Origin of the sequence: Lysinibacillus cavernae (assembly GCF_009724685.1) — a bacterium.
GTDB classification, from domain to species: Bacteria; Bacillota; Bacilli; order Bacillales_A; family Planococcaceae; genus Lysinibacillus; species Lysinibacillus cavernae.
Genome location: NZ_WMEF01000016.1, coordinates 45,041 through 66,249, shown reverse-complemented (window position 1 = coordinate 66,249; position 21,209 = coordinate 45,041). Strand labels below are relative to the sequence as shown.

Genomic DNA, 21,209 nt, shown 5'->3' with positions numbered 1-21,209 from the left:
AAATAAAATTCTAGAGCATGCAAAGGAGTTGATTCTTATGGCATTTAACATTTACTACTATGAAAGTAGTGTAGATTGTAAATTTTGCAAAAAGCAGTTTACAACGTATAAAGTACGCCCTAATCGATATAAAATTATCGAGGAACAAACAGATTTCATGCCTGTTTATGAAGGCCTAAACCCTTTGCTGTATGAGGTTGCTGTGTGTCCGCATTGTGGCTATGCCTACCATAAATCTATGACACGAACATATGGCCCTTTCATGCAGCTCATTGATGAACTATACATTAAAGAGCTCCATAAGCCTATGAATATCTGTCAGGAACGTACAGTCGATGATGCCATTATCAGCTTTAAGCTTGCCTATTTGGTATCCCGCGCATCAATGGAAGAATCGCTTTTAATGGCTAATTTCGCCTTAAAAATTGCTTGGCTGTATCGTTTAAAAAACGACGAAGAATCCGAAAAACGCTACCTATTTGCAGCCAGAGATTTTTACAGTAAATCCTTTGCATCCAATCAGGAAGGCGGTGAGAGAATTCAATTTTTACATGCCGAATTAAGCCTCCGACTTGGTGATCTTACCGAAGCTAAAAAGGGATTCTCACGCTTAATTGCTGATCGAAATGTCTCCCCAAAATATCGAAAGCTTGCCCGTAATCGCTGGGAAAATTATAAATATGACGAACAACCTATTACAGTTAATGAAATCATTAATTGATGTGACGAGGAGAGGACTAGTTATGTTGCTATTTCAAAAAAGAATTGATGTGAGAGAAGAGGATATATTTTCAGAACTACATCATTTTTTATTAAGAAAAAATAATCGCTACTTAACAAACGATGAAGTTGTTGCTTTAACAGGAGTGTCATCTGAGCTACTTTACAAATGGGTAAAAGCAGGAAAGTTAAAAAAATCAATTTTTCCTAATTTAGGTGCACCTTGTGAGCGATGCGGAAATATTACACAAGCTAAAATTTGTGTGAGCTGCTCCTCCTCCATTATTGGTACATTAAAACAAGAAGAAAAGGATCGTGCTTGGTTCAATCAAATGCAGCGTAACAATGCTAGAGCAAGCACGTATCATTATAAATAACGATGAACATCTCCATTTTCCAAGTGGGGATGTTTTTCTTTTTCACTAGATAATTCAAATTTAAACAAAATTTAAACAAACTTCCCCTAAGCTTTAAACTTAGCTCCTTATAATTAGTATCAATATAAAGAGAAGGGCTGATTATGCATGAAGAAAGATAGGAAGCATAAAGTTTTAGTAAGTATTGCACTGACAAGTTTATTAGCATTCAATGGCGTAGCTAGTGCCTCAGCGACTGCCCCTGTAAGTGAAGAACACGGCAAGGCTGAAAATGAGTTCACAGCAACGCAGGCCAGAACATCTAATGAAACACTACAAGATTGGAAGAATTGGGTGAATGATCATGCATATAGCTTGTCATCTATCCAGCCTGAAACAGTTGTTGGACAAAAAATTCCATCTAATAAATTCGAAGATTTAGAAATGCTAAAGCCGTTATTGCACGATAAACGTATCGTTTTTTTAGGTGAAAGCTCTCATGGTGTCTCCCAATTTAATCAAGCTAAAACACGTTTAATTCAGTTTTTACATCAAGAAATGGGTTACAATGTTCTAGCCTTTGAAAGTGGTATGGGTAATGTAATGAATGCCCAAGGGAAGGTTGACAAGCAAGCCGCCCAGCAAACTATGAAGGATGCCATTTTTGGCGTTTGGTGGACAAAAGAAACATTACCCTTATTTGAATATGCAAAAACAACTCAAGCGACAGAGCAACCTCTTGTTCTCACTGGATTCGATATCCAACAACAAGGAGCATTTACAAATGGAGATTGGCTACAAAATTCGAAATTAGCTCAACAATTCACTGAAGCAGAGAAGCAGCTTGCCGAATGGAGCTCAAGCAAAGATGTAAAGGGCTATCAAAAGGAAAAAGCAACGATTAAAGATGTGTATAAACAAGTAAAAGCACAAGTACAGTTGAAAGAAAAAGAGTTGCAAGCAGCATACCCAAATGAGCCTCATATTGTGAAACTAATGGAACGTACTTTAACAGATCGTATTCGTTTAGCAGACGAATATGTAGAATTAACTATTCAATCCAATATCGAAATTGAACAAAATAATATTGAGTCATTTTTAAAAACAATGGAGTGGCGCGATCAAGCGATGATGGAGAACTTGCTTTGGTTAGCAGAAGAGGTTTATCCAACTGAAAAGTTTATCGTTTGGGCACATAATGACCATATCCGCAAAGCACAAACGGAAGTCATGGGCTCGCCTTATCCAGTCAAATTTATGGGTGAACGTTTACCAGATATCTACAAGAAATATAGCTATGTTTTAGGATTATATATGACAAGTGGGGAGACAGCAAATAATATGGGTGAACCAATGGCTGTTTTACCACCTATCAAGGGTTCTATTGAGGATATTCTGTCTTCCACTAACAAACCATATACATTCATTGATTTGCGCAATCGTCAAAACGAGCGAGGTAACTCGTGGATGTTTGAACCGCGCTTGTCCTTTAGCTGGGGCATCATGCAAGAAAGCCTTGTCCCGCGCGATCAATACGATGGTATTCTTTTGATCGATAAAGTGAGCAAACCAACTTATGTAAAATAACCTTTCTTATACAACAATAGCAAACTAGTATCCTAGTTTGCTATTGTTTTAAGTATCCATCGAAATGGTATCCCATTCTTCTTGTTGATACCCAATTATCCAAAATAAGCCCCTGCGTCTTTCCATCACAACACTTTCATTTAACGCTAAAGGAGCTACTTGTCCATTTATTCGACTATCTACACAAGCCCAATGTAATCTGTAAATCTTATCAGCTTCGTCTAACATCTCTTCCTTATCACGCATAGTCGTTTGATCATAAAATTGTTCGAATGTTTCACATCCTGAAACGACCTGGATAGCATATTCACAATCGCACACATCATCTGGGAAATTTAACTCTTCCACAAGACCCAATGCCCAAATGAGTGTCCAATAGGCCTCATACTGCCATGAAATATTGACAGCCTCTTGTGTACTCGGATTCCTAGCCTCAAAAAAGAGCTTTTCATGATCCGTTACCCATTCCTGCACCTCATATTTACGCAGCATATTGGTGAAGAAATCTCTAGATTCCTCAATATTGCCATTTTGCGCAACATCACAGGCAAATTGAATAATAATTAACAGCGCAACTGCTCTTTTAGCAATTTCTTCTTGGCTTTTAAAGTAGTAGCTTTCTAATGGTGGCAGCTGTGGAAGTGATGCTGCATAAGGTATCTCTTTATTTGTTAAAAAAGCAATGGTTTTATTTTTCCGCGCTTCTCCCTGTGCTGATGTTATCTCTTGAGCTTTTATCTTCCTTGTACAAGCATGAGGTCTAAAGTCAGATGGACCTGATTCTCCATTAGGATAAACAATAACTACCCCGTTCTGATCTAACAAAGTGCCGCCTGGTAGAAAACCAATACCCCCTACGCTTGCTAGTAGGTTTGTAAATAGTTGCATATGGTCATCTGTCATCTCTTTGTCCATTTCGATAGCAATGACTGTATTGAACACGGATATTTGAATCATGACCAGTTCTTTTAGACGTTCATCTTCAAAGGGAATAGCATCGTAATACCCCATCATCCCGGGGATATTTTTTGCAAAATAATCTGGATCCGTATCTTCAGATAGAACGTTAATTGAACATCTATATTTTTTGAAAAACCCTTTGGATTTTACTATATATTCGTTATCCCTTTTCTCAATAGCAAAGCCTTTTGCAAATACATCCGATAGTTTATCTTGAATATCATCTGTATCATTTTTGGAAGCAAATATCGTAAAATGATTCAAACTACTCTCTCCTTTGTGGCATATAGCATTTTAGTATCCAATTCTCTAAACCATTAAGAGCCTGGCTAAACAGCTGTTTATTTTTTCGAAGAACCTCATGCTCCGTCCAATAAGTCAGCAACGGTCGCCATTTTTCCTCGTCAACAATCGTTGTTGGAATCATTCCCTGCTGCATCATATAGGAAATTGCTCTGATTGAAGTAAGCCTTTCTACTTCACTACCATTCAGCCACTCTAATAAAGTTTCTGCACTTGGCTGTGATTCTGCCAAAAGTGTATCCCAGCCATCGATTGGAAATGCAGTATAGGACTTCATCCATTCTATAATGTTTGGGTGATGAAAATGGCGTAATCGACATAATGCAATGTAGGCATCAACCCTATCTTTTTCGATATCCTCCAGGATGAATAATTGACCTTCATTTGCTGGCAAACAATGTGCCGTTAAATAATCACGAAGCCAACTTGGTATATCATTATTCACTTGCCAAAGCGCTCTTACCCACTTTTCAGCCTCGTTAGCACATACCTTGACTAACACTTCACTCCATGCTTTTTGGTGTGATGGTGATAGGGCCTGCTCAATCCGGTTTCTAATAGCCTGATACACCTTCCCGCTATCAAAACGTAAAAAGGCCTCCTGCACGCTGACTTCATTTGCACCATGCATGGAAACATAAAGAAGTAAAGATTCTAGGCTAGATTTAGCTTGTTTTAGATTAAAGGTCACATATTGTTCCAGCCATGTTAGCCATATTTGTGAGCTAGTCTTATGAACATTCAATCCATTCTCATCACAAAACTGTCGGTGCTGTCCACAGTCTACTCCAATACAGCCTAAAGTCGTTATGTTGTCGACATAAGCATGAAAGTTAGTTGCAAGAAAATCAAACACATCTTCTTCATGGCTCCAATACCAAATAGATTCATCTTCAAGCTTGATGAGAAGTGCATCCCCGTTACCACCAGTATAAAATTGTAAGTATTGCTGTTCATTCAATTCATCATTCTCACCAAAGTAAGGAAAATCCAAGTCTCTCAAGCTCCAGCCAAAATCACCTGAAGGCGTGTCAACCAATTTAGTAGGTAGTATAGCCACGTCGGGTAACGACCAAAAAATACTTACTTGCTGAGAGCAATTTTGTAATGCATGACGGAACTCCTTAGGGATTTGTACACCAAGTCGTTCCTCTACCATCCATAGCTCTTGCTCAGTAGCTACGGGCCGTATTTCAATTGGCGGTATACAAGCACCTTGACATTTCAATTGTTTTAACAGGTGATGCCAACGCTCGATCCACATTCTACCTCAACTCCACATCGGACTAAATTCATCAATCTATTTTTTATCGTCAGGAAATCATTTACTGATTAGGGTAATTTTCATCAAAACTGCAAAATGCTATTATTTTACTGACATCTAAGCTTTCAAACATGATAAATTACTCAACTATTTTAGTTCCTTTTCCCTGTGAAAGTTATTTAACTTTATTTACTTCCATCATAATTTTTGTCACATATTCTTCTTCTCGATTTTTAATAACGGCATCATAAATATATTCCTCATAAACGTATTGACCTAATTCATAGCCCTTTTTATGCATGACATTAAATAATCGTGTATATGTCTCATCAAGCTTTGTAGAAGGTCCTACATGGTAACCAATAACGAATTCGCCCTCTATTGCTTTAAAATAAGGATGCCCTTCTCTTGGATTAGGCTGCTCAATATATAAATAGCTATAATTATCATAATTACCTGCTAGTACTTGCTCTCTCCTTGTAATCCCACCGATTGGATAACCCGAATCTAGCTGAGATCGATCTAATTCTTCGATAAAATCAGATACAGCCTTCACAAACTGCTCTTCTGTAGAATTTTCAATATTTTTACTGAGGTACAATGTATCCTCAGGGAAATATTCAATCGTGATGTCATCAAAATCAAGATGTAGTGCTTCCTCTGTTGTTTTAAGTTTGACATCAATGATATTTTCAATCATTTCTAGCTCTCGACGTTTCTTCGCTACAATTTCCTTTTGTTGGTGCATCAATTCTAAAAAATTCTCCGGTGATTTTTCCGCCATATACCGCTGAATATCCTTCAAAGACATTCCTACTGCCTTTAACAACTCAATGACACTAAAAAAATCGTATTGAGCAAGTGAATAATACCGATAATCTTTACTGTCTTTCATGATGGGAGATAATAAACCAATTTGATCATAATAAATGAGTGTTTGTTTATTTATTTTACATATTTTAGCAAACTCACCAGTTGTAAAATATTTTACATTTTTATTAAGCATTATTTGAGTTTCCTCCCTTGACTATATAGTAACTATATACTTTAGATTGTACCTATTCACACTAAAAATAGAAAGGTTTTGACATTATGTTCACGGAGATTCGTGACATTACAGCTTTAAACAAGCAGGAAATTTTAGCATTACGCATCGCTGACGATCAGCAACATTTTATTGAAACTACAGACCAATGCTTAGCAGAGGCGGAAATTGATCGGCGCTTTACACCTTTAGGACTGTATAAGGATAACACCGTTATAGGCTTCGCTATGTATGGCATATTCCCTCATGAAGATCACAGTCAACGCGTTTGGCTCGATCGCTATCTGATCGATGAACAATATCAAGGGCAAGGTCTAGGTAAACATTTTTTACAGCAACTTATTTATTACTTAACAATAAAGTTCAACTGTCTCCAAATATATTTAAGTGTTTATGACGATAATTCAGTAGCTATTCAGTTGTATAAACAATTTGGTTTTATGTTTAATGGTGAACTAGATGACAAAGGAGAAAAAGTAATGGTGTTGGAGGTGCATGGACATGACAACCATTAATCCAATTGAAACAAGACCACTGAAACCATTGTTTTTATCCTATTTATTCCCAGCTATGATTGGTATGCTTTTGATGTCTGTCAATATTTTGGTGGATGGTATTTTCGTTAGTCACGGCGTGGGACCTACAGCGTTAGCAGGGGTTAATATAGCTGTTCCGATTTTCTCCATTTTACTTTCTCTTTCTCTATGGATTGGTATGGGGGGAGCTACGCTTTTCTCAATTTCACTTGGGGAGGGCAATAAGCAACGAGCACATCAGCTTTTTACACTGGCTTTTATTACGATGCTCATTGTTGTACTAACGATTATTGGATTCCTTATGTTAAATCTAAAGGATATTTCATATATATTTGGAGCGAGTGATGATACGTATCCATATGTACAACAATATCTACATGTTATTTTGCTATTTGGTGTATTTTACACAATTGAAAATCTTTTAAGTATTTTTATTCGAAATGATGGTAACCCAAAGCTTGCTATGCTGGGCTTAATTACGACATCGGTATTGAATATACTCTTAAATTATGTTTTTATCTTCGTACTTGACTATGGTGTTACAGGCTGTGCCTTAGCAACATCAATCGCTACAATTATAGGTACGTCTGTGTTATGCCTTCATTTTTTCCGTCCACAATCTGAGTTGAAATTTGTCACTTCATTTTTCAATTTGTCAGATCTAAGAAAAATTTTTGCTATTGGACTACCTAGTTTTATCGTGGAAGCTTCTGTAGCCGTTATCGTTATTTTGTATAACGTTACCTTCTTACACTATTTAGGAGCAAATGGTGTAACAGCCTATGCAATGGTCAACTATATCCATACTGTGCTGTTAACAGTTTTCCTTGGTATCGGTATGGCCTTACAACCATTAGTTAGTTATCATCACGGTGCAAGATTAGTAGACCGGTTAACAGCATTATTAAGAATCGGGTTAACTACTGCGTTTATCTTAGGGCTAACGACAGCTCTTATCGCCATGCTATTCCCTTCACAGTTAGTGTCTTTATTCGGAGATAGCACTTTCGAAATCCGTAGTATGGCAACACAAGGCTTTATTCACTTTGCCATTGGCTATGTATTCTTAGGAATCAATATGGTGTTTGCAGAATTCTTTCAATCCATTGAAAAAATTCGTATTGCCACAACTATTATGTTACTACGCAGTATTATTTTATTTATCCCTACACTTATTCTATTGCCTAAAGTTTTTGGCTCTCAGGCAATCTGGTGGACCTTCCCGGTGGCAGAGGGAATTACTGCATTGCTCATTTATTGGTACATTAAGAAAAATCCACGAACAATTTCCTCTCGTAACAATGCTTAAAATAGCAAGGGACCTCATATGGGTCCCTTACTATTTTTATTCATATACTCTTCACACAACATACTCATAATGATTTCATCAGAAAAGGTATTATTCATAAACAGTGCCTGTCTCAATACGCCTTCTTTTTTGAAACCGACCTTCTCGTAGGATTTAATCGCTCTACTATTATGAGAGTACACTTGTAATTCTAAGCGGTTCAGATTAAGCTCTTCAAATGTAAATTTTTGAGCAAGCTGAACAGCTTCGGAACCATATCCCCTGCCGCACTCCACAATACTATGTAAAGCTATACGGAACATAGCCTTCCTATTGTCTACATCAACCTCCATTATAGCCAAATCACCAATTACTTGATCATTGTCAGTTAAACAAATAGCAAAATCATAGCGCGAGGAATCTTCACTAAATCGCTTGATAGCCTCCTTAATCTGTTCCTTTGTTAATACGTTACGTGTTCCCGTCATATACATGATTTCTTCATTTTGAAAGCATCTTGCAATACTATCGATATCATCCACATTTATTGCTCTTAAATATACACGATCACCTTTTATCATCGTAAACACCTCTTTTACATTGAATAAGGAATCATCTATACGTACAAGATGATCCCTTTGTAAGTACTATTCAATTGGTTTTTCATTGGGTATCGTCACAGATTTCTGTCTAGGATCTTCTGATGAGGTTACACCGAGAATATCAAGCAGGAACATGAACAATGGAATACCAATGATTAATCCCCATACACCAAGGAAATGCTCAGAGAAGAGAATGACCATGAATGTATAGAAAATCGGTAAATCTGTCTTTGCTGACATAAGCTTTGGATTTAAGAAATAAGCTTCAATGGCATGCAATACCATAACAATCACTAAAATGTAGACAATGTACATCAAACCACCGATACTATAAGCAATAATACTTAGTGGAATTAATGAAATGATAACGCCTGCAACTGGGACTAAGCCTAAAATAAAGAGCATGATTCCAAGGGCAATCAAATGCGGGAAGCCCATAATAGAAAGGGCAATCACTGATAACACACAGTTGACAGCAGCAATAATGAATTGTGCCTCGATCACTTTACCAAATGAGCGGATGAATATTCTTGAAAAATAATGAAGCTCATCGTAAAGGGGAGCAACTTTACTATCCTTAAACTTGGCTGTAAACTCAATAATTCGTTTCTTTTCTAACAAAATAAACAAACTCAATATTAGTGAAATCAAGATTTGCATAATGATTTTACCAATATTCGTAATATTTTTAAGAGTTAAATCCACACCTTGCTCTAAATATTTACCAAGCTCTATTTTCTCAAAAGTTGGAGCTAAGTACCTGGCAATCTCATTGTCATCTGGATCGAGGTTAAAACTCGCAATGAGATCAAACAGCTGCGTAATTTGCTGGGTAACTATCGGCAAATACTTGTAAATAACTGCTACAATCCCTGCAACAAGTAAAAGATATAACGTTACAGTAACTGCTTTTTCATTCATTGGTGTGTATTTTTTAATACTCTTTGTTGTCTTCGTGGTAAGCTGATTCATCAAATAGGTAATAATAAACGTAAGCAGAATTAGGTTGATCATACTACGCATTAAATATAATGCAACAGCAATTCCAACTAAAATAATAAAACGTTTAAATCCATTACTTCGAAAGAAACTACTCATTTATTCACTCCTTCTACAAAACGGCCTCGCTGCCTCTCTACCTAGGGTTACACTATCAACTAAACAAGTAGTAAAAAATTGATTCATAACAATACGCATCATTCTTATGTAAAAATTTCCCTCTCATTTAATGAGTATAGCCACCTACCTTGAAAATAAGACGAAATTCATGTTTCTTTAGAAGTGTCCGTATAAAACCTAAGGGGTTGGGTGAAGTGAATTGTATGTTTTGTCTAATTAAAAAGTCAATACTTTTATCCTTTTTGAAAGCTTTATCAGCGTATAAGCCTAAATTCTATGAATCTATTATACCCCTTTAAACTAGCATATCCAATTTGAAAATATTTTTATAATGGTATTTGTCTAGAACTTTTACCCAATGTTGCTCTATGCTATTTTGAATAGAGATACAAATTAATAATAGATAAGGACTGATTCTATGAAAATTGCAAGAAATCCAGAGGAAATTCATCCACCTGTTGCTCCTTATGTCCATCAAATTGAAGTCACTGGCCCACAAAGATGGTTAACATTATCTGGGCAAATCGGCATGGAGACAGACGGAACTATACCTGAACATGGAGTAGCTCAATTGAGGATAGCACTAGAAAATATTAAAAAAAATCTAGATAGTGCCAATATGGAGGTTCAAGATATTACAAAACTCGTATTTTATTTGGTAGGTGAGATGGATGCTAGTCAACGAAAGGAAATGATCAGTAACTTTCTTGGAGGACATCTTCCATGCACATCATTAATATACGTAGTTGCACTCGCTACGCCTGCCTTAAAGGTTGAGATTGATGCTTGGGCTTGTAAGGAATTATAAAATCATTCTATGATATATAAAATAAAAACGTGCGATTTTTATTTTTTAAGTGCCCCTTTAGCCACTTCTAAAGGGGTACTGCTTTTTCTACTATACTTTCTCAAATAGATAAATATTATTTAAGTAATGCGAGAGTCGTTGCTATTGCATTGTCAACAAATGATTTTTGTGGTTGAGATTTCATCAAGACTGTTAATCCAATTAAGGCCACAATTAGTGCTTGCGCTACAGACTTTGCATCTGTGTCTTCCACTAACTCACCCGATTGGATTCCTCGCTCAATTGTCTCCTGAAAAATGACAGCTAGATAAAGTTGATGTTCTCTCGTTAAAATTTCAAATCTCTCATCATGGGGAGCTAGTTCAACCATTGTATTGATACAGAAACAGCCATTACTAAGATCTTTCGTATATTCAGCAGCAATCACTTCTTCAAAAAAAGTAGCAAACGCCTGTTTTACTGAGGGTTGACTTTGAAGTCTAGACCGTATCTCGGCCGCACGAGACGTAGTGTATCTTCGTAGTGCCGCTTCAAATAACTCCTTTTTATCACCAAAGGTTGAATATATACTAGGACGCTGAATCCCCATTCTAGCAGTGAGATCACTTAAAGAAGTAGCTTCATAGCCCTTCTCCCAAAAAAGTTGCATTGCTGCTTCTAATACTTTTTCCTCATCAAATTCACGAGTTCTTGCCATATAAAATCCACCTCTTTTGTTTAAAATTACGTGAGTAGGTAACTAAAATTTTTAAGTACTAAACAGTATATAATTATTGTATAATCAGTTGATTTTCTTGTCAATTTTCATTTTACACATTTACTTAAACGACTATTAATTTTAAATAAAACCTTGACATTATCAATAACACTAAGATATATTTACCAATAATTATATTGTACCGAACGGTATGTTATAATCGCAATTTAATCATGAATGGAGGATATGATGTGGACAATGGTTTAATGCAAGAAAATGTTGCGTCTGATAGGAGTCAACAGCCTTCCATGTCTCGAACTGTAACTCTATTATTCGCAACAGCCTGCGGAATGTCTGTTGCCAATATTTATTTTGCACAGCCCCTACTTGATCAATTGTCTAATGAGTTTGCTATTGATCACTCGATTATTGGTGTTGTTATTACCATCACGCAAATCTTTTATGGGTTGGGCTTACTGCTCCTAGTGCCACTTGGGGATTTACTAAACCAGCGTCGCTTGATTATTGGACAGATGGTATTATCCACAACGGCTTTGGTTCTAGTTGGTACTGCCTCCTATAGCGCAGTGCTTTTCGCAGGTATGGCTTTGGTAGGTCTACTAGCAGTTGTGACACAAACGCTCGTGGCGTTTGCAGCAACTATGGCTTCCCCTACAGAACGAGGACGCGTCGTTGGCATTGTTACAAGCGGAATTGTCATTGGCATACTACTTGCTCGAACTTTTGCTGGTCTATTAACAGATTTGGCTGGTTGGCGTTCTGTCTATCTGGTCTCTGCGGCTCTCATGCTAATAATGATTGTTATATTTCTAAAAGTGTTACCAAACGTCGAACGTGATGTAAAATCACTTTCCTATCTTCAGCTAATTAGATCTGTGTTTACGCTGTTTATTCAAGAACGAACATTACGCATCCGCTCGGTTCTAGCCATGCTAATTTTTGCTGATTTCAGTATTTTGTGGACGCCACTTGTTCTGCCACTTAGTGCGCCACCATTAGCACTTTCGCACACTGTCATTGGCGCATTCGGTCTTGTAGGTGTGGCTGGTGCATTAGCTGCTGCACAGGCAGGGAAATTAGCTGACCGAGGGTACGGACAAAAAACGACCGGTATTGCTTTAGCTTTATTACTCATTTCATGGTTGTTTATCAACTATTTAGAACAGTCTTTATTGGCATTAATTGTAGGTATTGTATTGCTCGATTTGGCCGTACAGGCAGTACATGTCACTAATCAGACGATGATTCTCCCATTGCGTACAGAAGCACGGAGTCGACTTACAGCTGGCTATATGGTGTTCTATTCTATCGGTGGCGCTGGCGGGTCAATCGCTTCTACACAGATGTATGCTCACTTTGGTTGGCAAGGGGTCTGTTGGCTTGGAGCTTCTATCAGTACAATTGCCCTTCTATTTTGGGCAGCAACTAGACGGTTTACAAAAATTTAGTTTGACTAGGAGAGATAAAAAATGGAAATAGGTATTACTTCTTTTGTAGAAACAAAACCAGATGTTCATAGTGGTGTGGTGATTAGTCATGCACAGCGTTTACGTGAAGTAGTCGAAGAAATCATTCTTGCAGATCAAGTGGGATTGGATGTGTTTGGCATTGGTGAGCACCATCGAGAAGATTATGCTGCATCCTCTCCAGCAATGGTGCTATCTGCTGCAGCTCCACAAACGAAAAACATTCGTCTCACAAGTGCCGTGACAGTCCTTTCTTCTGCTGATCCTGTACGTGTCTTTCAGGATTTCTCCACATTGGATGGTCTATCAAATGGTCGTGCAGAGATTATGGCTGGTCGTGGTTCCTTTATCGAATCCTTCCCATTATTTGGATACAATTTAAATGATTACGATGAGCTATTTGAGGAACATTTGGACTTACTCCTCAAAATTCGTCAGTCTGAGAAAGTAATTTGGGAAGGCAGACATCGACCAGCAATCAATAAGTTAGGTGTGTATCCAAGACCTGTTCAAGATTCTCTACCAATCTGGGTGGCTAGCGGAGGAAATCAGCAATCTGCTATTCGTGCAGGTATTTTAGGATTACCGCTTATGCTAGCAATAATCGGGGGTAGTCCAATGCAGTTCGCGCCAATTGTACAGCTGTATAAAAAAGCAGCTGCTCATGCCGGGCATGATCTATCAAAACTTAAAATAGGATCTCATTCGATAGGTTTTGTTGGGCCAAATACTGAATGGGCAGCAGATACATTTTTCCCATCAACTATGGCAGGAATGAATAAGTTAGGCAAAGAACGGGGTTGGCCCTATTATGATCGCTCTAGTTATGATGCTGCACGAAGTTTTGAAGGGGCGTTGTATGTAGGTGATCCAGATACAGTTGCTGAAAAAATCATTCATCTTCGTAAACATGTAGGGATTACACGTTTCATGCTGTACGTGCCTTTAAGTACAATGCCACACGATCAAGTCATGCAAGCTATAGAATTGCTCGGAACAAAAGTTGCTCCTCGTGTGCGTGAGGAAGTTGCCAAATGGGAGGCGGACATGGCACGAGAAGGACACTCCATTCTTTAAGGTTTCATTATTCAATAGGAGGTATTTATATGACGATCAATAACCGAGTTTTACCAGAATTAAAACAGGCTTACTTACAATTTCCTGGCTTTCGATTAGAGAAGGATTTAGAGTGGAGTCGTAGTCTCTTGTCCAACCCACCTTTGAAAAGGTCAGAACTTGTACACACAACCAATCGTATGATTGCTAGAGGTGATGGAGGCGAAATGTTGGTTAAAATCTATGAACCAGTTAAACAAAATCATGATAAGCTTCCAGCCATGCTTTGGATTCACGGTGGTGGTTACGTAATGGGACACCCTGATATGGATGACATTTTATGTGAACGATTTGTTCAGACTGCCAACTGTGTTGTCGTATCTGTCGATTATCGACTTGCTCCTGAACATCCCTACCCAGCAGCTATTGAAGATTGTTATGCAGCATTAGTTTGGATGACAAAAGAGGACCAATCACTTGGTATCGATGTCAAGCGAGTAGCAATTGCTGGTGCAAGTGGTGGTGGTGGGTTAACAGCAGCTCTAGCATTAATGGCTCGTGATAAAGGAGGACCATCCATTCTATTCCAGATGCCGTTGTATCCGATGCTTGACAGTCGAAACATAACGCCATCAAGCTATGAAATTACCGAAGAACAAGCAACATGGAGTAGAACAAATAACTTAACAGCTTGGCGTATGTATTTAGGCGAGAAAGAGAACATCCACGAGTTATCTCCCTATGCAGTACCTTCGAGAGCTGAAAACTTAGCAGGTTTACCACCAACTTATACCTGTATAGGTCAACTTGATATATTCCGAGATGAAACCATAGACTATGTAACACGCCTTGCACAAGCAGGAGTTGATGTTGAATTTCACATGTACCCTGGTAGCTTCCATTGTTTTGAGGTTTTTGTGCCAGAGGCTGAAGTAAGTAAACATGCCAGTCAGCATTATATAGATGCCATGGCACGCGCGCTCAATTTTAGATAATCCATTTCTTTTCAAGAATCAAAATAAAAAATGCGAAAATGTGATGTTATCAACATTTTCGCATTAATTTAAGTAAATCTATTATGGACGTTCTATTGCAAAAATCTCGCCTACTTTAGCGTAGTTTGACCCTGTAAATCCACTTACAGCCTGTGATAGATTACTTCATCCAAGTAAGTGATGCCCTCTATTAATCAAGCTCTTGCACGTTAATCGGAATTAATGTTTTTTCTAATTGTTCACGTTGCTGCTCATATTGAGGTGGCAACATTAATTGGCTACCCATTGTTTCAGGTGTTTCGTCATGAGCAAATCCTGGAGGATCTGTAGCGATTTCAAATAAAATTTCGCCAGGCTCACGGAAGTATATCGCATTGAAATAATTACGATCTTTGACTTCTGTTACATGCTGTCCATGATTTATAACATACTCTTGCCATTCTAAATGATCCACATTATCTTGAGCTCTCCATGCAATATGATGGACCGTTCCTACACCCATTTGACCACGTACGCCTGCAACCGTTTTTAAATCTACCGTATTACCGATAACTGCTCTTGATCTAAAACGAGTATAGTCTCCCTCTGTTGCTACTTGTTCAAGGCCCATTACCTCTACTAAAACTTTTGCCGTTTCTTCAGGATGACTTGAGTATAGTGTAGCTCCGCCGAACCCTTTAATAGCAACCTCAGGCGTTACTTCACCAAATGTCCATTCATTTAACTCGCCCTCAGCACGTGCAACAAGTTCAATATGCAGACCATGCGGGTCATCAAATTGAATGACTTGCTCACCAAAACGTTGCGCTTTTTGGAAAGGAATCGAAAATTTTGCTAAGCGATTAATCCAAAATGGTAGTGACCCTTCCGGTACAACATACGTTGTGACTCCGACCTGACCGTCGCCAATACGCCCTTGATAAGCATTTGCCCATGGGAAGAAGGTAATGATTGTTCCTGGTTTTCCACCATTGTCACCAAAATATAAATGATATGTGCCAGGATCATCGAAGTTCACTGTTTGCTTTACTAAACGTAAGCCTAACACGCCTGCATAAAAATCAATATTTTCCTGCGGATGCCCCACGATAGCTGTAATATGGTGAATACCTGCTGTATGTTTTTTCATGTTAACAAGCCCCTTCATGCCTAATTTTTCTCCCCTATACTGTGCCCAATTACGTGTTACCTCAAACTTTACAAGCTTAGCGAATTGTATATAGCGCTTTAGACCATGGAATTAATTGATCTAACATTTGGTTTACTGAATCTGTTTGTACCTCTTTTGGTTTAAAGTCTGTTCCATTTTCGAAATCTGTGAATAATGATAATGCTGGGTGAACACGTACATCGGCGATTAAAAGCTCACCCATAATGCCACGTAAGTGTTCCGCTGCACGAGCACCGCCAACAGAACCATATGATACGATTCCTGCTGCTTTGTTATTCCATTCAACACGTAAATAGTCTAGTGCATTTTTTAATGCCCCCGTAATGGAGTGATTGTATTCTTGTACGATGAACACATATCCATCTTGTTTAGCAATACTTTCTGACCAAGCTTGTGCTCCTGAAGCATCTTGTCCTGGTTCGCCTAATAGTGGCAATTTATAATCAGCTATATCAATTACTGTATAATTTGCGTCACCACGTTGATCTGCGATTTCCTTTACCCATTGCGCTACCTGAGGACTTACTCGACCTTCACGAGTTGATCCAATAATAATACCGATATTTAATTCTGCCATTGTTTGTTCCTCCTCTTTTTTCGAACTAAAGAATTTATTCAAAAAACCCATAATTGTACCTCCTTGCGAGAACTAAAGGTTCGAATTCGTTTATCTTGAATTTAGTTATCTTGAATTCGAGATAATAATAACACGACATTTTGATAAACGTCAACACCTTTGTTTTTAATTTTAAAAGGCAGAGAGATTTAACTCCCTGCCTTACCTAAATAGCTATCTACTTGTGATTTTAAATAGCTATATTGTGCATTATTTGTATCCTGAAAAGCCTCAGCCCTATTAGATTGAATATCTTGGTATTCGATTATGTAAGAAAACTGCTCCTCGGTTACATCCATTCTTACGCCATTTATTACATTATAGAAGTGCCAGCCCTCATCGAGAAATGTCTTCTTAATTTCACCACCAAGAATATCTTGAACAACTAAAGTAGTCACTCCACATTGCCCTTTTGCAGGGTTGTTCATACTCCATTTAGAACTTGATTGCATGGACCAAGATTTTCTTAAAGCTTTTACTAGATCTTCTTTCATGTCAGAGCTCCTTTCGAACACTTAAAATGGTACTTCATCTATTTTAATTGGCGTTGGCCTTCCTAAAACCCAGTCATCTTTAATAGCGCCATACACAATACTGTCAGTTACTGTGCCGTCTTCGTTTTCCCAAGCATTTCTTAAGTAACCTTCTTTCACAAAACCAGCTTTGCTAAAGCATTTTCGCATGCCAATATTATCGACTCTTGTATAACCTTCAATACGAATCTTACCTTTTACGCCAAATAAATAATCTTGTAACCAATGGAGCACTTTGACACCGTATCCTTTTCCTCTACAATTTGCATCTAAGCGTATATCAAAAAGAGGGATAGTATCATCTATATCATGAATAAAGATCACCCCAACCTTTTCACCGTTATCAAGTAACCAATGTGTTTCACGATCATTCTGATAGTAGCCCTCTGCATACGCAGCTCGAACGGGCTCTTCTTTTACATGTTGATTCGTGTGATAAAACCATTTATTTTTAGTTAATAAATGCACTAATGCATCAATTTCATCATCTACAAATAATTTGATTTCCATAAATAGCTCCTTATTTTTATACGTCCTCGCATATATCAGAAAAAATAAAATTGGTTTTTGTATGTGCATATGGCTGTAATGCATCAATAAATTGCTCTACATCAGGAAAAGACTGAAAATGGGCTTTTAATAAAAAACAAGCTTCACCTGAAATTCGATAACAGAAATCCAAATTTGTATAAGTCTTAATATGATCTTTAAAATCTGTATAACGATTATTCTTAATTGTTGCTTCGATTATAGCCTCCATTGGAAAGCCCAACGCCTTTTTATTAATATCCAGTGTGTACCTCTTAATAACTTCTTGTTCCTCTAATTGCCGTACTCTTTCACGAACTGCTGGCGCAGATAGATGTACCCGTCTCCCTAACTCACTCATAGAAATTCGGCTATCTTTTTTCAATTCTTTTAGTATTATTTCGTTAATGAAATCCATTGTGGAAATATCCCTTCTTTTTAAAAGGAAACGATAACTATTCCCTTCGAATTTGTATGTTAACTGCATTTTTTATATTTTACACTAATTGAAGGAGGGATGATTGATGACACTGATTCATTTGCATGACAAGGGCTTAACACCATTTCAACAACTATTAGGCTATAACGAAGGAATTCAGCTGCACTGGCAACAGTTAGGGGAAGTACTTGAAAAAGAAGGGCATCTATCCGCTCAATTAAAAGAAGAGGTCCGAAAAACATTAGCACAAAACAATGGTTGTCAGTATTGTAAGGCAAAGGGTAAGCCCGATCCACAGCACTATGATGAGAAAACAGCCGTATGTACAGGTTTTGCGGAAGCTTTCCTAGCCACAAAGGGTCATACTACACCCAATATCACTGCTGTTTTAAAGGATTATTTGACAGAGGCAGAAATTAGTGAGCTACTAGCATTTATTTGCTTTACAACAGCTCAGCAATACTTTGGCGCTCTCATGCAATTAAAATAATGGAACTAGGGAAGAGATCCCTAGCTCCTATCCATCACATCTGGTGTTCTAACACACGCTATCCTTTTAAATCGATTTTATTTGCTATATCTATAATAAATTGCTTACTAAGCTGTTCTTTCATATTATGCTCAGCATCCACCATCACTTGCTCAATGAGACAGCCTTGATGATGAAAGTTATCTTCATGATCTGAAGCACAACTAAATAATGAGGTTTGTCCTTCAATGGCATAAATCACATCTAAGAAAGAAATTTCTTGTGGGCGCTTAGAAATGCGATAACCACCGTTGACACCTGGATTCGATTCAATTAAACCTGCCTTCACAAGCTTTGTTAATATTTTCGAAAGATAGGTTGGCGATAGTTTCTGCATTTCTGCTAAAGACTCAACACTTATTGATTTCCCTTTAGGCGTCAGCGTTAAAAATACCATTGTATGTAATGCATAGTTTGTTGCTTTTGAGTACTTCATCATTAACCACCCTCCATTAAAGACTTTTAATATCTGTAATTAAAACACATTCTACCATATATCAGGAAAAAAGCATGTTTTGTATGAAAACACGCCTTTTTAATCACTTATTCACTCTGTCCATAGCCCGCTTCTTCAGCCATGGCATCAGCCTTCGTTCTTTGAACAGTCCCAAATGGGTGGTTTGGTGGCGCATAAATTGTATAAAGCTTTAGAGGTTTATTCCCTGTATTTGTAACATTATGCCATGTTCCAGCAGGTACCATGATGGCCATATCTTCAGAGACATGCCTTTGGAAGTTTAAGTAATCCTTTGCTGGCCCCATTTGCGTCACTCCATGCCCCTCTTCAATACAAATGAATTGATCTACATGAGGGTGAACTTCTAAGCCTATATCTTCTCCTACGTAAAGACTCATCACTGTTACTTGTAAGTTGGGCCCTGTCCATAGTGCTGTACGATAATTTTTGTTTTGTTTCGTAGCCTCTTCAATATCCACAACAAATGGTTCAGGCCCGTAATCATTTCGCATACTATTTCTGGCCGCTTGTTCTACTTGATTCGGATAAGCCCAATAAACAGGTTGATAACCGTAGCTATGCATTTGATAATTACCATAATAAGGATGATACATTGATCTCAATCCTCTCGTGCATGATAAAATTATAGTATGCAGCTGGACGAAAGAACGTACTTCCTGTGCATTCACGAACAAGGTTGCTGAAAATGATAGGGGGTAGTTATCTACGGGCGATTGGCAGAAAAGCTTACAACTCACAATTCGGATAATTCCCTTTTTAGACGCATGCGAAATTTATCGTCTGTAAGAAACTTTAATTGAAAACTATTCATACTATTGGAGAGCTTAATCTGCTCTAATGTATTTAAGTTGTTGGCAAAAAAGGCAATTTCCGTTTGATTCCCTCCTTTATCTTTCGCATAGGCAGCTAGCGTTAAGACAAAGGCTGTGGAACCTCCTTTTTGACCAGCGTGTGTTAGCCATTCTTGATTTTTAGGATTCTTCATCAATTGTTCCATCACCGGATCTAAATATTTATGTACATTTTCACTGAAGTAATTTTTACTATTCAATTTTTCTAAAATAGAGATGTAATCGTTTGTAGTAGCTCTTATTAAACGATCAGACCACACTTTTTGAATATCCATATTGAGCATTTTTTGTGCCTTTGCTCGCTCTTCTTTTGTCAAAGGATGCTCTACCCAATTAGCGTGGATAGACAATGCCCTCTCCCGATATTCAGTCATGTCCATATCTCGCATAACCGTCAATGTTTCTTTTTTCGTTAGATTTTTTTCTGCCATCAATTGAGCGGGGATATAGAGTGCACCTACAATTGGATATAATGGTTCATGGCCCTCTACATCTAATTGAGTAAGAACATTATTAATATTTTCAAGACCCAATACATGCATTAAGTATTCTGTATTGGCATTGGAACTATAAGCAATCATGCCATTGGCCACTTCGCTTAACGGCACACTACCTTTGCCATTAAGGTTTAAATTTGTTATCCAAGCGTCATGTGCACCACCGTCTGTTTTAGGAATATAAAATGTCTCTAAATCCTTTAGACTGACCTGTTGCTGTGGATTGATACGGCCATCCGCTGCTTGTTGAGCATAAGCGATGGCTATTATTATTTTAACCGTACTTGCTAATGGTAGCGGTTCCTTGTTGTTTAACTCCACCCAATGTTGTTGATTGTATTGAATGGCTACGGAAATATTTTTATCCGCTTTATGTTCCTTTATAAATTGTACGATATATTCAGGGTCATCTTTCTTGATTTCTTTTTGAAACTTCCAAAAGACAATACCTATTGCTAATCCTGCACAAACAAAAATACTGCCTATTATCCAATACAACTTTTTCATATTCATCCCTCCACCACTCGGCTGCTTCCAACAACCATTCCTGTCATACGATAGACGACCGATTATTTAATCGGAATGCTATATTTGTATTTATTTTCTCTGGTGGCATCACTTCCACCAGTATGCATACGGAATTTCTCGCTTGATTCAAGGCAAACAGTCCTTCTTCATCAAGCTTTTTCATGGCTAGCTCCATTGCCTTTAGCCGTAATGGTAATTCTTGCTCCATTCCTCACT

General features: G+C 37.8%; 25 protein-coding genes. 10 read left to right on the top strand and 15 right to left on the bottom strand.

Going from position 1 to position 21,209, the window contains the following annotated elements:
• Positions 1-37 precede the first annotated feature (37 nt).
• From GJU32_RS21255 to GJU32_RS21245, 3 genes are all read left to right on the top strand, one after another.
• A complete protein-coding gene (locus GJU32_RS21255; RefSeq protein WP_155593919.1) occupies positions 38-721 on the top strand; it encodes a DUF2225 domain-containing protein in 684 nt (227 codons plus the stop codon).
• A 22-nt stretch (positions 722-743) separates the two neighbouring features.
• Positions 744-1,097 carry a hypothetical protein gene (locus GJU32_RS21250; protein ID WP_155593918.1) on the top strand — a complete coding sequence of 118 codons (354 nt, stop codon included), beginning with the start codon at positions 744-746 and terminating at the stop codon, positions 1,095-1,097.
• A gap of 147 nt (positions 1,098-1,244) precedes the next feature.
• Complete coding sequence (locus GJU32_RS21245) at positions 1,245-2,663, top strand: erythromycin esterase family protein (RefSeq protein WP_155593917.1); 1,419 nt, start codon at positions 1,245-1,247, stop codon at positions 2,661-2,663.
• A gap of 48 nt (positions 2,664-2,711) precedes the next feature.
• On the opposite strand, the gene GJU32_RS21240 is transcribed toward GJU32_RS21245, so the two are convergent.
• The 3 genes from GJU32_RS21240 to GJU32_RS21230 all read right to left on the bottom strand — a co-directional run bounded on the left by GJU32_RS21240 (position 2,712) and on the right by GJU32_RS21230 (position 6,196).
• Positions 2,712-3,887 carry a DUF4272 domain-containing protein gene (locus GJU32_RS21240; protein ID WP_155593916.1) on the bottom strand — a complete coding sequence of 392 codons (1,176 nt, stop codon included), beginning with the start codon at positions 3,885-3,887 and terminating at the stop codon, positions 2,712-2,714.
• A gap of 1 nt (position 3,888) precedes the next feature.
• Positions 3,889-5,190, bottom strand: coding sequence for an SMI1/KNR4 family protein (locus tag GJU32_RS21235; protein ID WP_155593915.1), 1,302 nt, complete (start codon positions 5,188-5,190; stop codon positions 3,889-3,891).
• A gap of 175 nt (positions 5,191-5,365) precedes the next feature.
• The gene (locus GJU32_RS21230; protein ID WP_155593914.1) at positions 5,366-6,196 is read right to left on the bottom strand and encodes a MerR family transcriptional regulator; all 831 of its coding nucleotides are present in this window, start codon (positions 6,194-6,196) and stop codon (positions 5,366-5,368) included.
• 86 nt (positions 6,197-6,282) lie between these two features.
• Between GJU32_RS21230 and GJU32_RS21225 the strand changes: the two genes are divergently transcribed.
• Together GJU32_RS21225 and GJU32_RS21220 are read left to right on the top strand one after the other, a co-directional pair.
• Positions 6,283-6,750 (top strand): GNAT family N-acetyltransferase, encoded by a 468-nt coding sequence (locus GJU32_RS21225; protein WP_155593913.1) that lies wholly within the window; start codon positions 6,283-6,285, stop codon positions 6,748-6,750.
• Positions 6,737-8,080 (top strand): MATE family efflux transporter, encoded by a 1,344-nt coding sequence (locus GJU32_RS21220; protein ID WP_155593912.1) that lies wholly within the window; start codon positions 6,737-6,739, stop codon positions 8,078-8,080. Before GJU32_RS21225 ends, GJU32_RS21220 begins: the two co-directional genes overlap by 14 nt.
• A 14-nt stretch (positions 8,081-8,094) precedes the next feature.
• Here the strand turns inward: GJU32_RS21220 and GJU32_RS21215 are convergent, their stop codons facing one another.
• Entirely contained in the window at positions 8,095-8,640 is a 546-nt protein-coding gene (locus tag GJU32_RS21215) for a GNAT family N-acetyltransferase (protein WP_155593911.1), read from the bottom strand.
• 66 nt (positions 8,641-8,706) lie between these two features.
• Positions 8,707-9,759 (bottom strand): AI-2E family transporter, encoded by a 1,053-nt coding sequence (locus GJU32_RS21210; protein ID WP_155593910.1) that lies wholly within the window; start codon positions 9,757-9,759, stop codon positions 8,707-8,709.
• A 439-nt stretch (positions 9,760-10,198) separates the two neighbouring features.
• Here GJU32_RS21210 and GJU32_RS21205 point away from each other — a divergent pair, with 439 nt between their 5' ends.
• The gene (locus GJU32_RS21205; protein ID WP_155593909.1) at positions 10,199-10,588 is read left to right on the top strand and encodes a RidA family protein; all 390 of its coding nucleotides are present in this window, start codon (positions 10,199-10,201) and stop codon (positions 10,586-10,588) included.
• A 115-nt stretch (positions 10,589-10,703) separates the two neighbouring features.
• Here GJU32_RS21205 and GJU32_RS21200 read toward each other — a convergent pair whose 3' ends face one another.
• Positions 10,704-11,285, bottom strand: coding sequence for a TetR/AcrR family transcriptional regulator (locus GJU32_RS21200; RefSeq protein ID WP_155593908.1), 582 nt, complete (start codon positions 11,283-11,285; stop codon positions 10,704-10,706).
• A 233-nt stretch (positions 11,286-11,518) separates the two neighbouring features.
• Here GJU32_RS21200 and GJU32_RS21195 point away from each other — a divergent pair, with 233 nt between their 5' ends.
• The 3 genes from GJU32_RS21195 to GJU32_RS21185 are packed head-to-tail and all read left to right on the top strand — an operon-like array spanning position 11,519 to position 14,823.
• Positions 11,519-12,754, top strand: a complete 1,236-nt coding sequence (locus GJU32_RS21195; protein WP_196426773.1) for an MFS transporter — start codon at positions 11,519-11,521, stop codon at positions 12,752-12,754.
• Positions 12,755-12,775: 21 nt separating this feature from the next.
• Positions 12,776-13,849 carry an LLM class flavin-dependent oxidoreductase gene (locus GJU32_RS21190; protein ID WP_155593907.1) on the top strand — a complete coding sequence of 358 codons (1,074 nt, stop codon included), beginning with the start codon at positions 12,776-12,778 and terminating at the stop codon, positions 13,847-13,849.
• Positions 13,850-13,878: 29 nt separating this feature from the next.
• Positions 13,879-14,823 (top strand): alpha/beta hydrolase, encoded by a 945-nt coding sequence (locus GJU32_RS21185; protein WP_155593906.1) that lies wholly within the window; start codon positions 13,879-13,881, stop codon positions 14,821-14,823.
• Positions 14,824-15,013: 190 nt separating this feature from the next.
• Here GJU32_RS21185 and GJU32_RS21180 read toward each other — a convergent pair whose 3' ends face one another.
• From GJU32_RS21180 to GJU32_RS21160, 5 genes are all read right to left on the bottom strand, one after another.
• The gene (locus GJU32_RS21180; RefSeq protein ID WP_196426772.1) at positions 15,014-15,952 is read right to left on the bottom strand and encodes a ring-cleaving dioxygenase; all 939 of its coding nucleotides are present in this window, start codon (positions 15,950-15,952) and stop codon (positions 15,014-15,016) included.
• A 76-nt stretch (positions 15,953-16,028) separates the two neighbouring features.
• Positions 16,029-16,622 carry an NADPH-dependent FMN reductase gene (locus tag GJU32_RS21175; protein ID WP_155593904.1) on the bottom strand — a complete coding sequence of 198 codons (594 nt, stop codon included), beginning with the start codon at positions 16,620-16,622 and terminating at the stop codon, positions 16,029-16,031.
• A gap of 137 nt (positions 16,623-16,759) precedes the next feature.
• Complete coding sequence (locus GJU32_RS21170) at positions 16,760-17,104, bottom strand: YunG family protein (RefSeq protein WP_155593903.1); 345 nt, start codon at positions 17,102-17,104, stop codon at positions 16,760-16,762.
• Between the two features lie 21 nt (positions 17,105-17,125).
• The gene (locus GJU32_RS21165) at positions 17,126-17,653 is read right to left on the bottom strand and encodes a GNAT family N-acetyltransferase (RefSeq protein ID WP_155593902.1); all 528 of its coding nucleotides are present in this window, start codon (positions 17,651-17,653) and stop codon (positions 17,126-17,128) included.
• A gap of 16 nt (positions 17,654-17,669) precedes the next feature.
• Positions 17,670-18,089: an Lrp/AsnC family transcriptional regulator gene (locus GJU32_RS21160; RefSeq protein WP_155593901.1), complete on the bottom strand. Its 420-nt coding sequence runs from the start codon at positions 18,087-18,089 to the stop codon at positions 17,670-17,672.
• A 106-nt stretch (positions 18,090-18,195) separates the two neighbouring features.
• On the opposite strand from GJU32_RS21160, the gene GJU32_RS21155 reads away from it, so the two are divergent.
• Positions 18,196-18,600: a carboxymuconolactone decarboxylase family protein gene (locus tag GJU32_RS21155; protein WP_155593900.1), complete on the top strand. Its 405-nt coding sequence runs from the start codon at positions 18,196-18,198 to the stop codon at positions 18,598-18,600.
• 58 nt (positions 18,601-18,658) lie between these two features.
• Here the strand turns inward: GJU32_RS21155 and GJU32_RS21150 are convergent, their stop codons facing one another.
• The 4 genes from GJU32_RS21150 to GJU32_RS21135 form a co-directional block, all read right to left on the bottom strand.
• The gene (locus GJU32_RS21150; RefSeq protein WP_155593899.1) at positions 18,659-19,078 is read right to left on the bottom strand and encodes an RrF2 family transcriptional regulator; all 420 of its coding nucleotides are present in this window, start codon (positions 19,076-19,078) and stop codon (positions 18,659-18,661) included.
• Between the two features lie 104 nt (positions 19,079-19,182).
• The gene (locus GJU32_RS21145) at positions 19,183-19,710 is read right to left on the bottom strand and encodes a cupin domain-containing protein (RefSeq protein WP_155593898.1); all 528 of its coding nucleotides are present in this window, start codon (positions 19,708-19,710) and stop codon (positions 19,183-19,185) included.
• 140 nt (positions 19,711-19,850) lie between these two features.
• Complete coding sequence (locus tag GJU32_RS21140; protein WP_155593897.1) at positions 19,851-20,972, bottom strand: serine hydrolase; 1,122 nt, start codon at positions 20,970-20,972, stop codon at positions 19,851-19,853.
• Positions 20,973-21,015: 43 nt separating this feature from the next.
• Positions 21,016-21,201 carry a DUF4303 domain-containing protein gene (locus tag GJU32_RS21135; protein WP_155593896.1) on the bottom strand — a complete coding sequence of 62 codons (186 nt, stop codon included), beginning with the start codon at positions 21,199-21,201 and terminating at the stop codon, positions 21,016-21,018.
• Between the last annotated feature and the right edge of the window lie 8 nt (positions 21,202-21,209).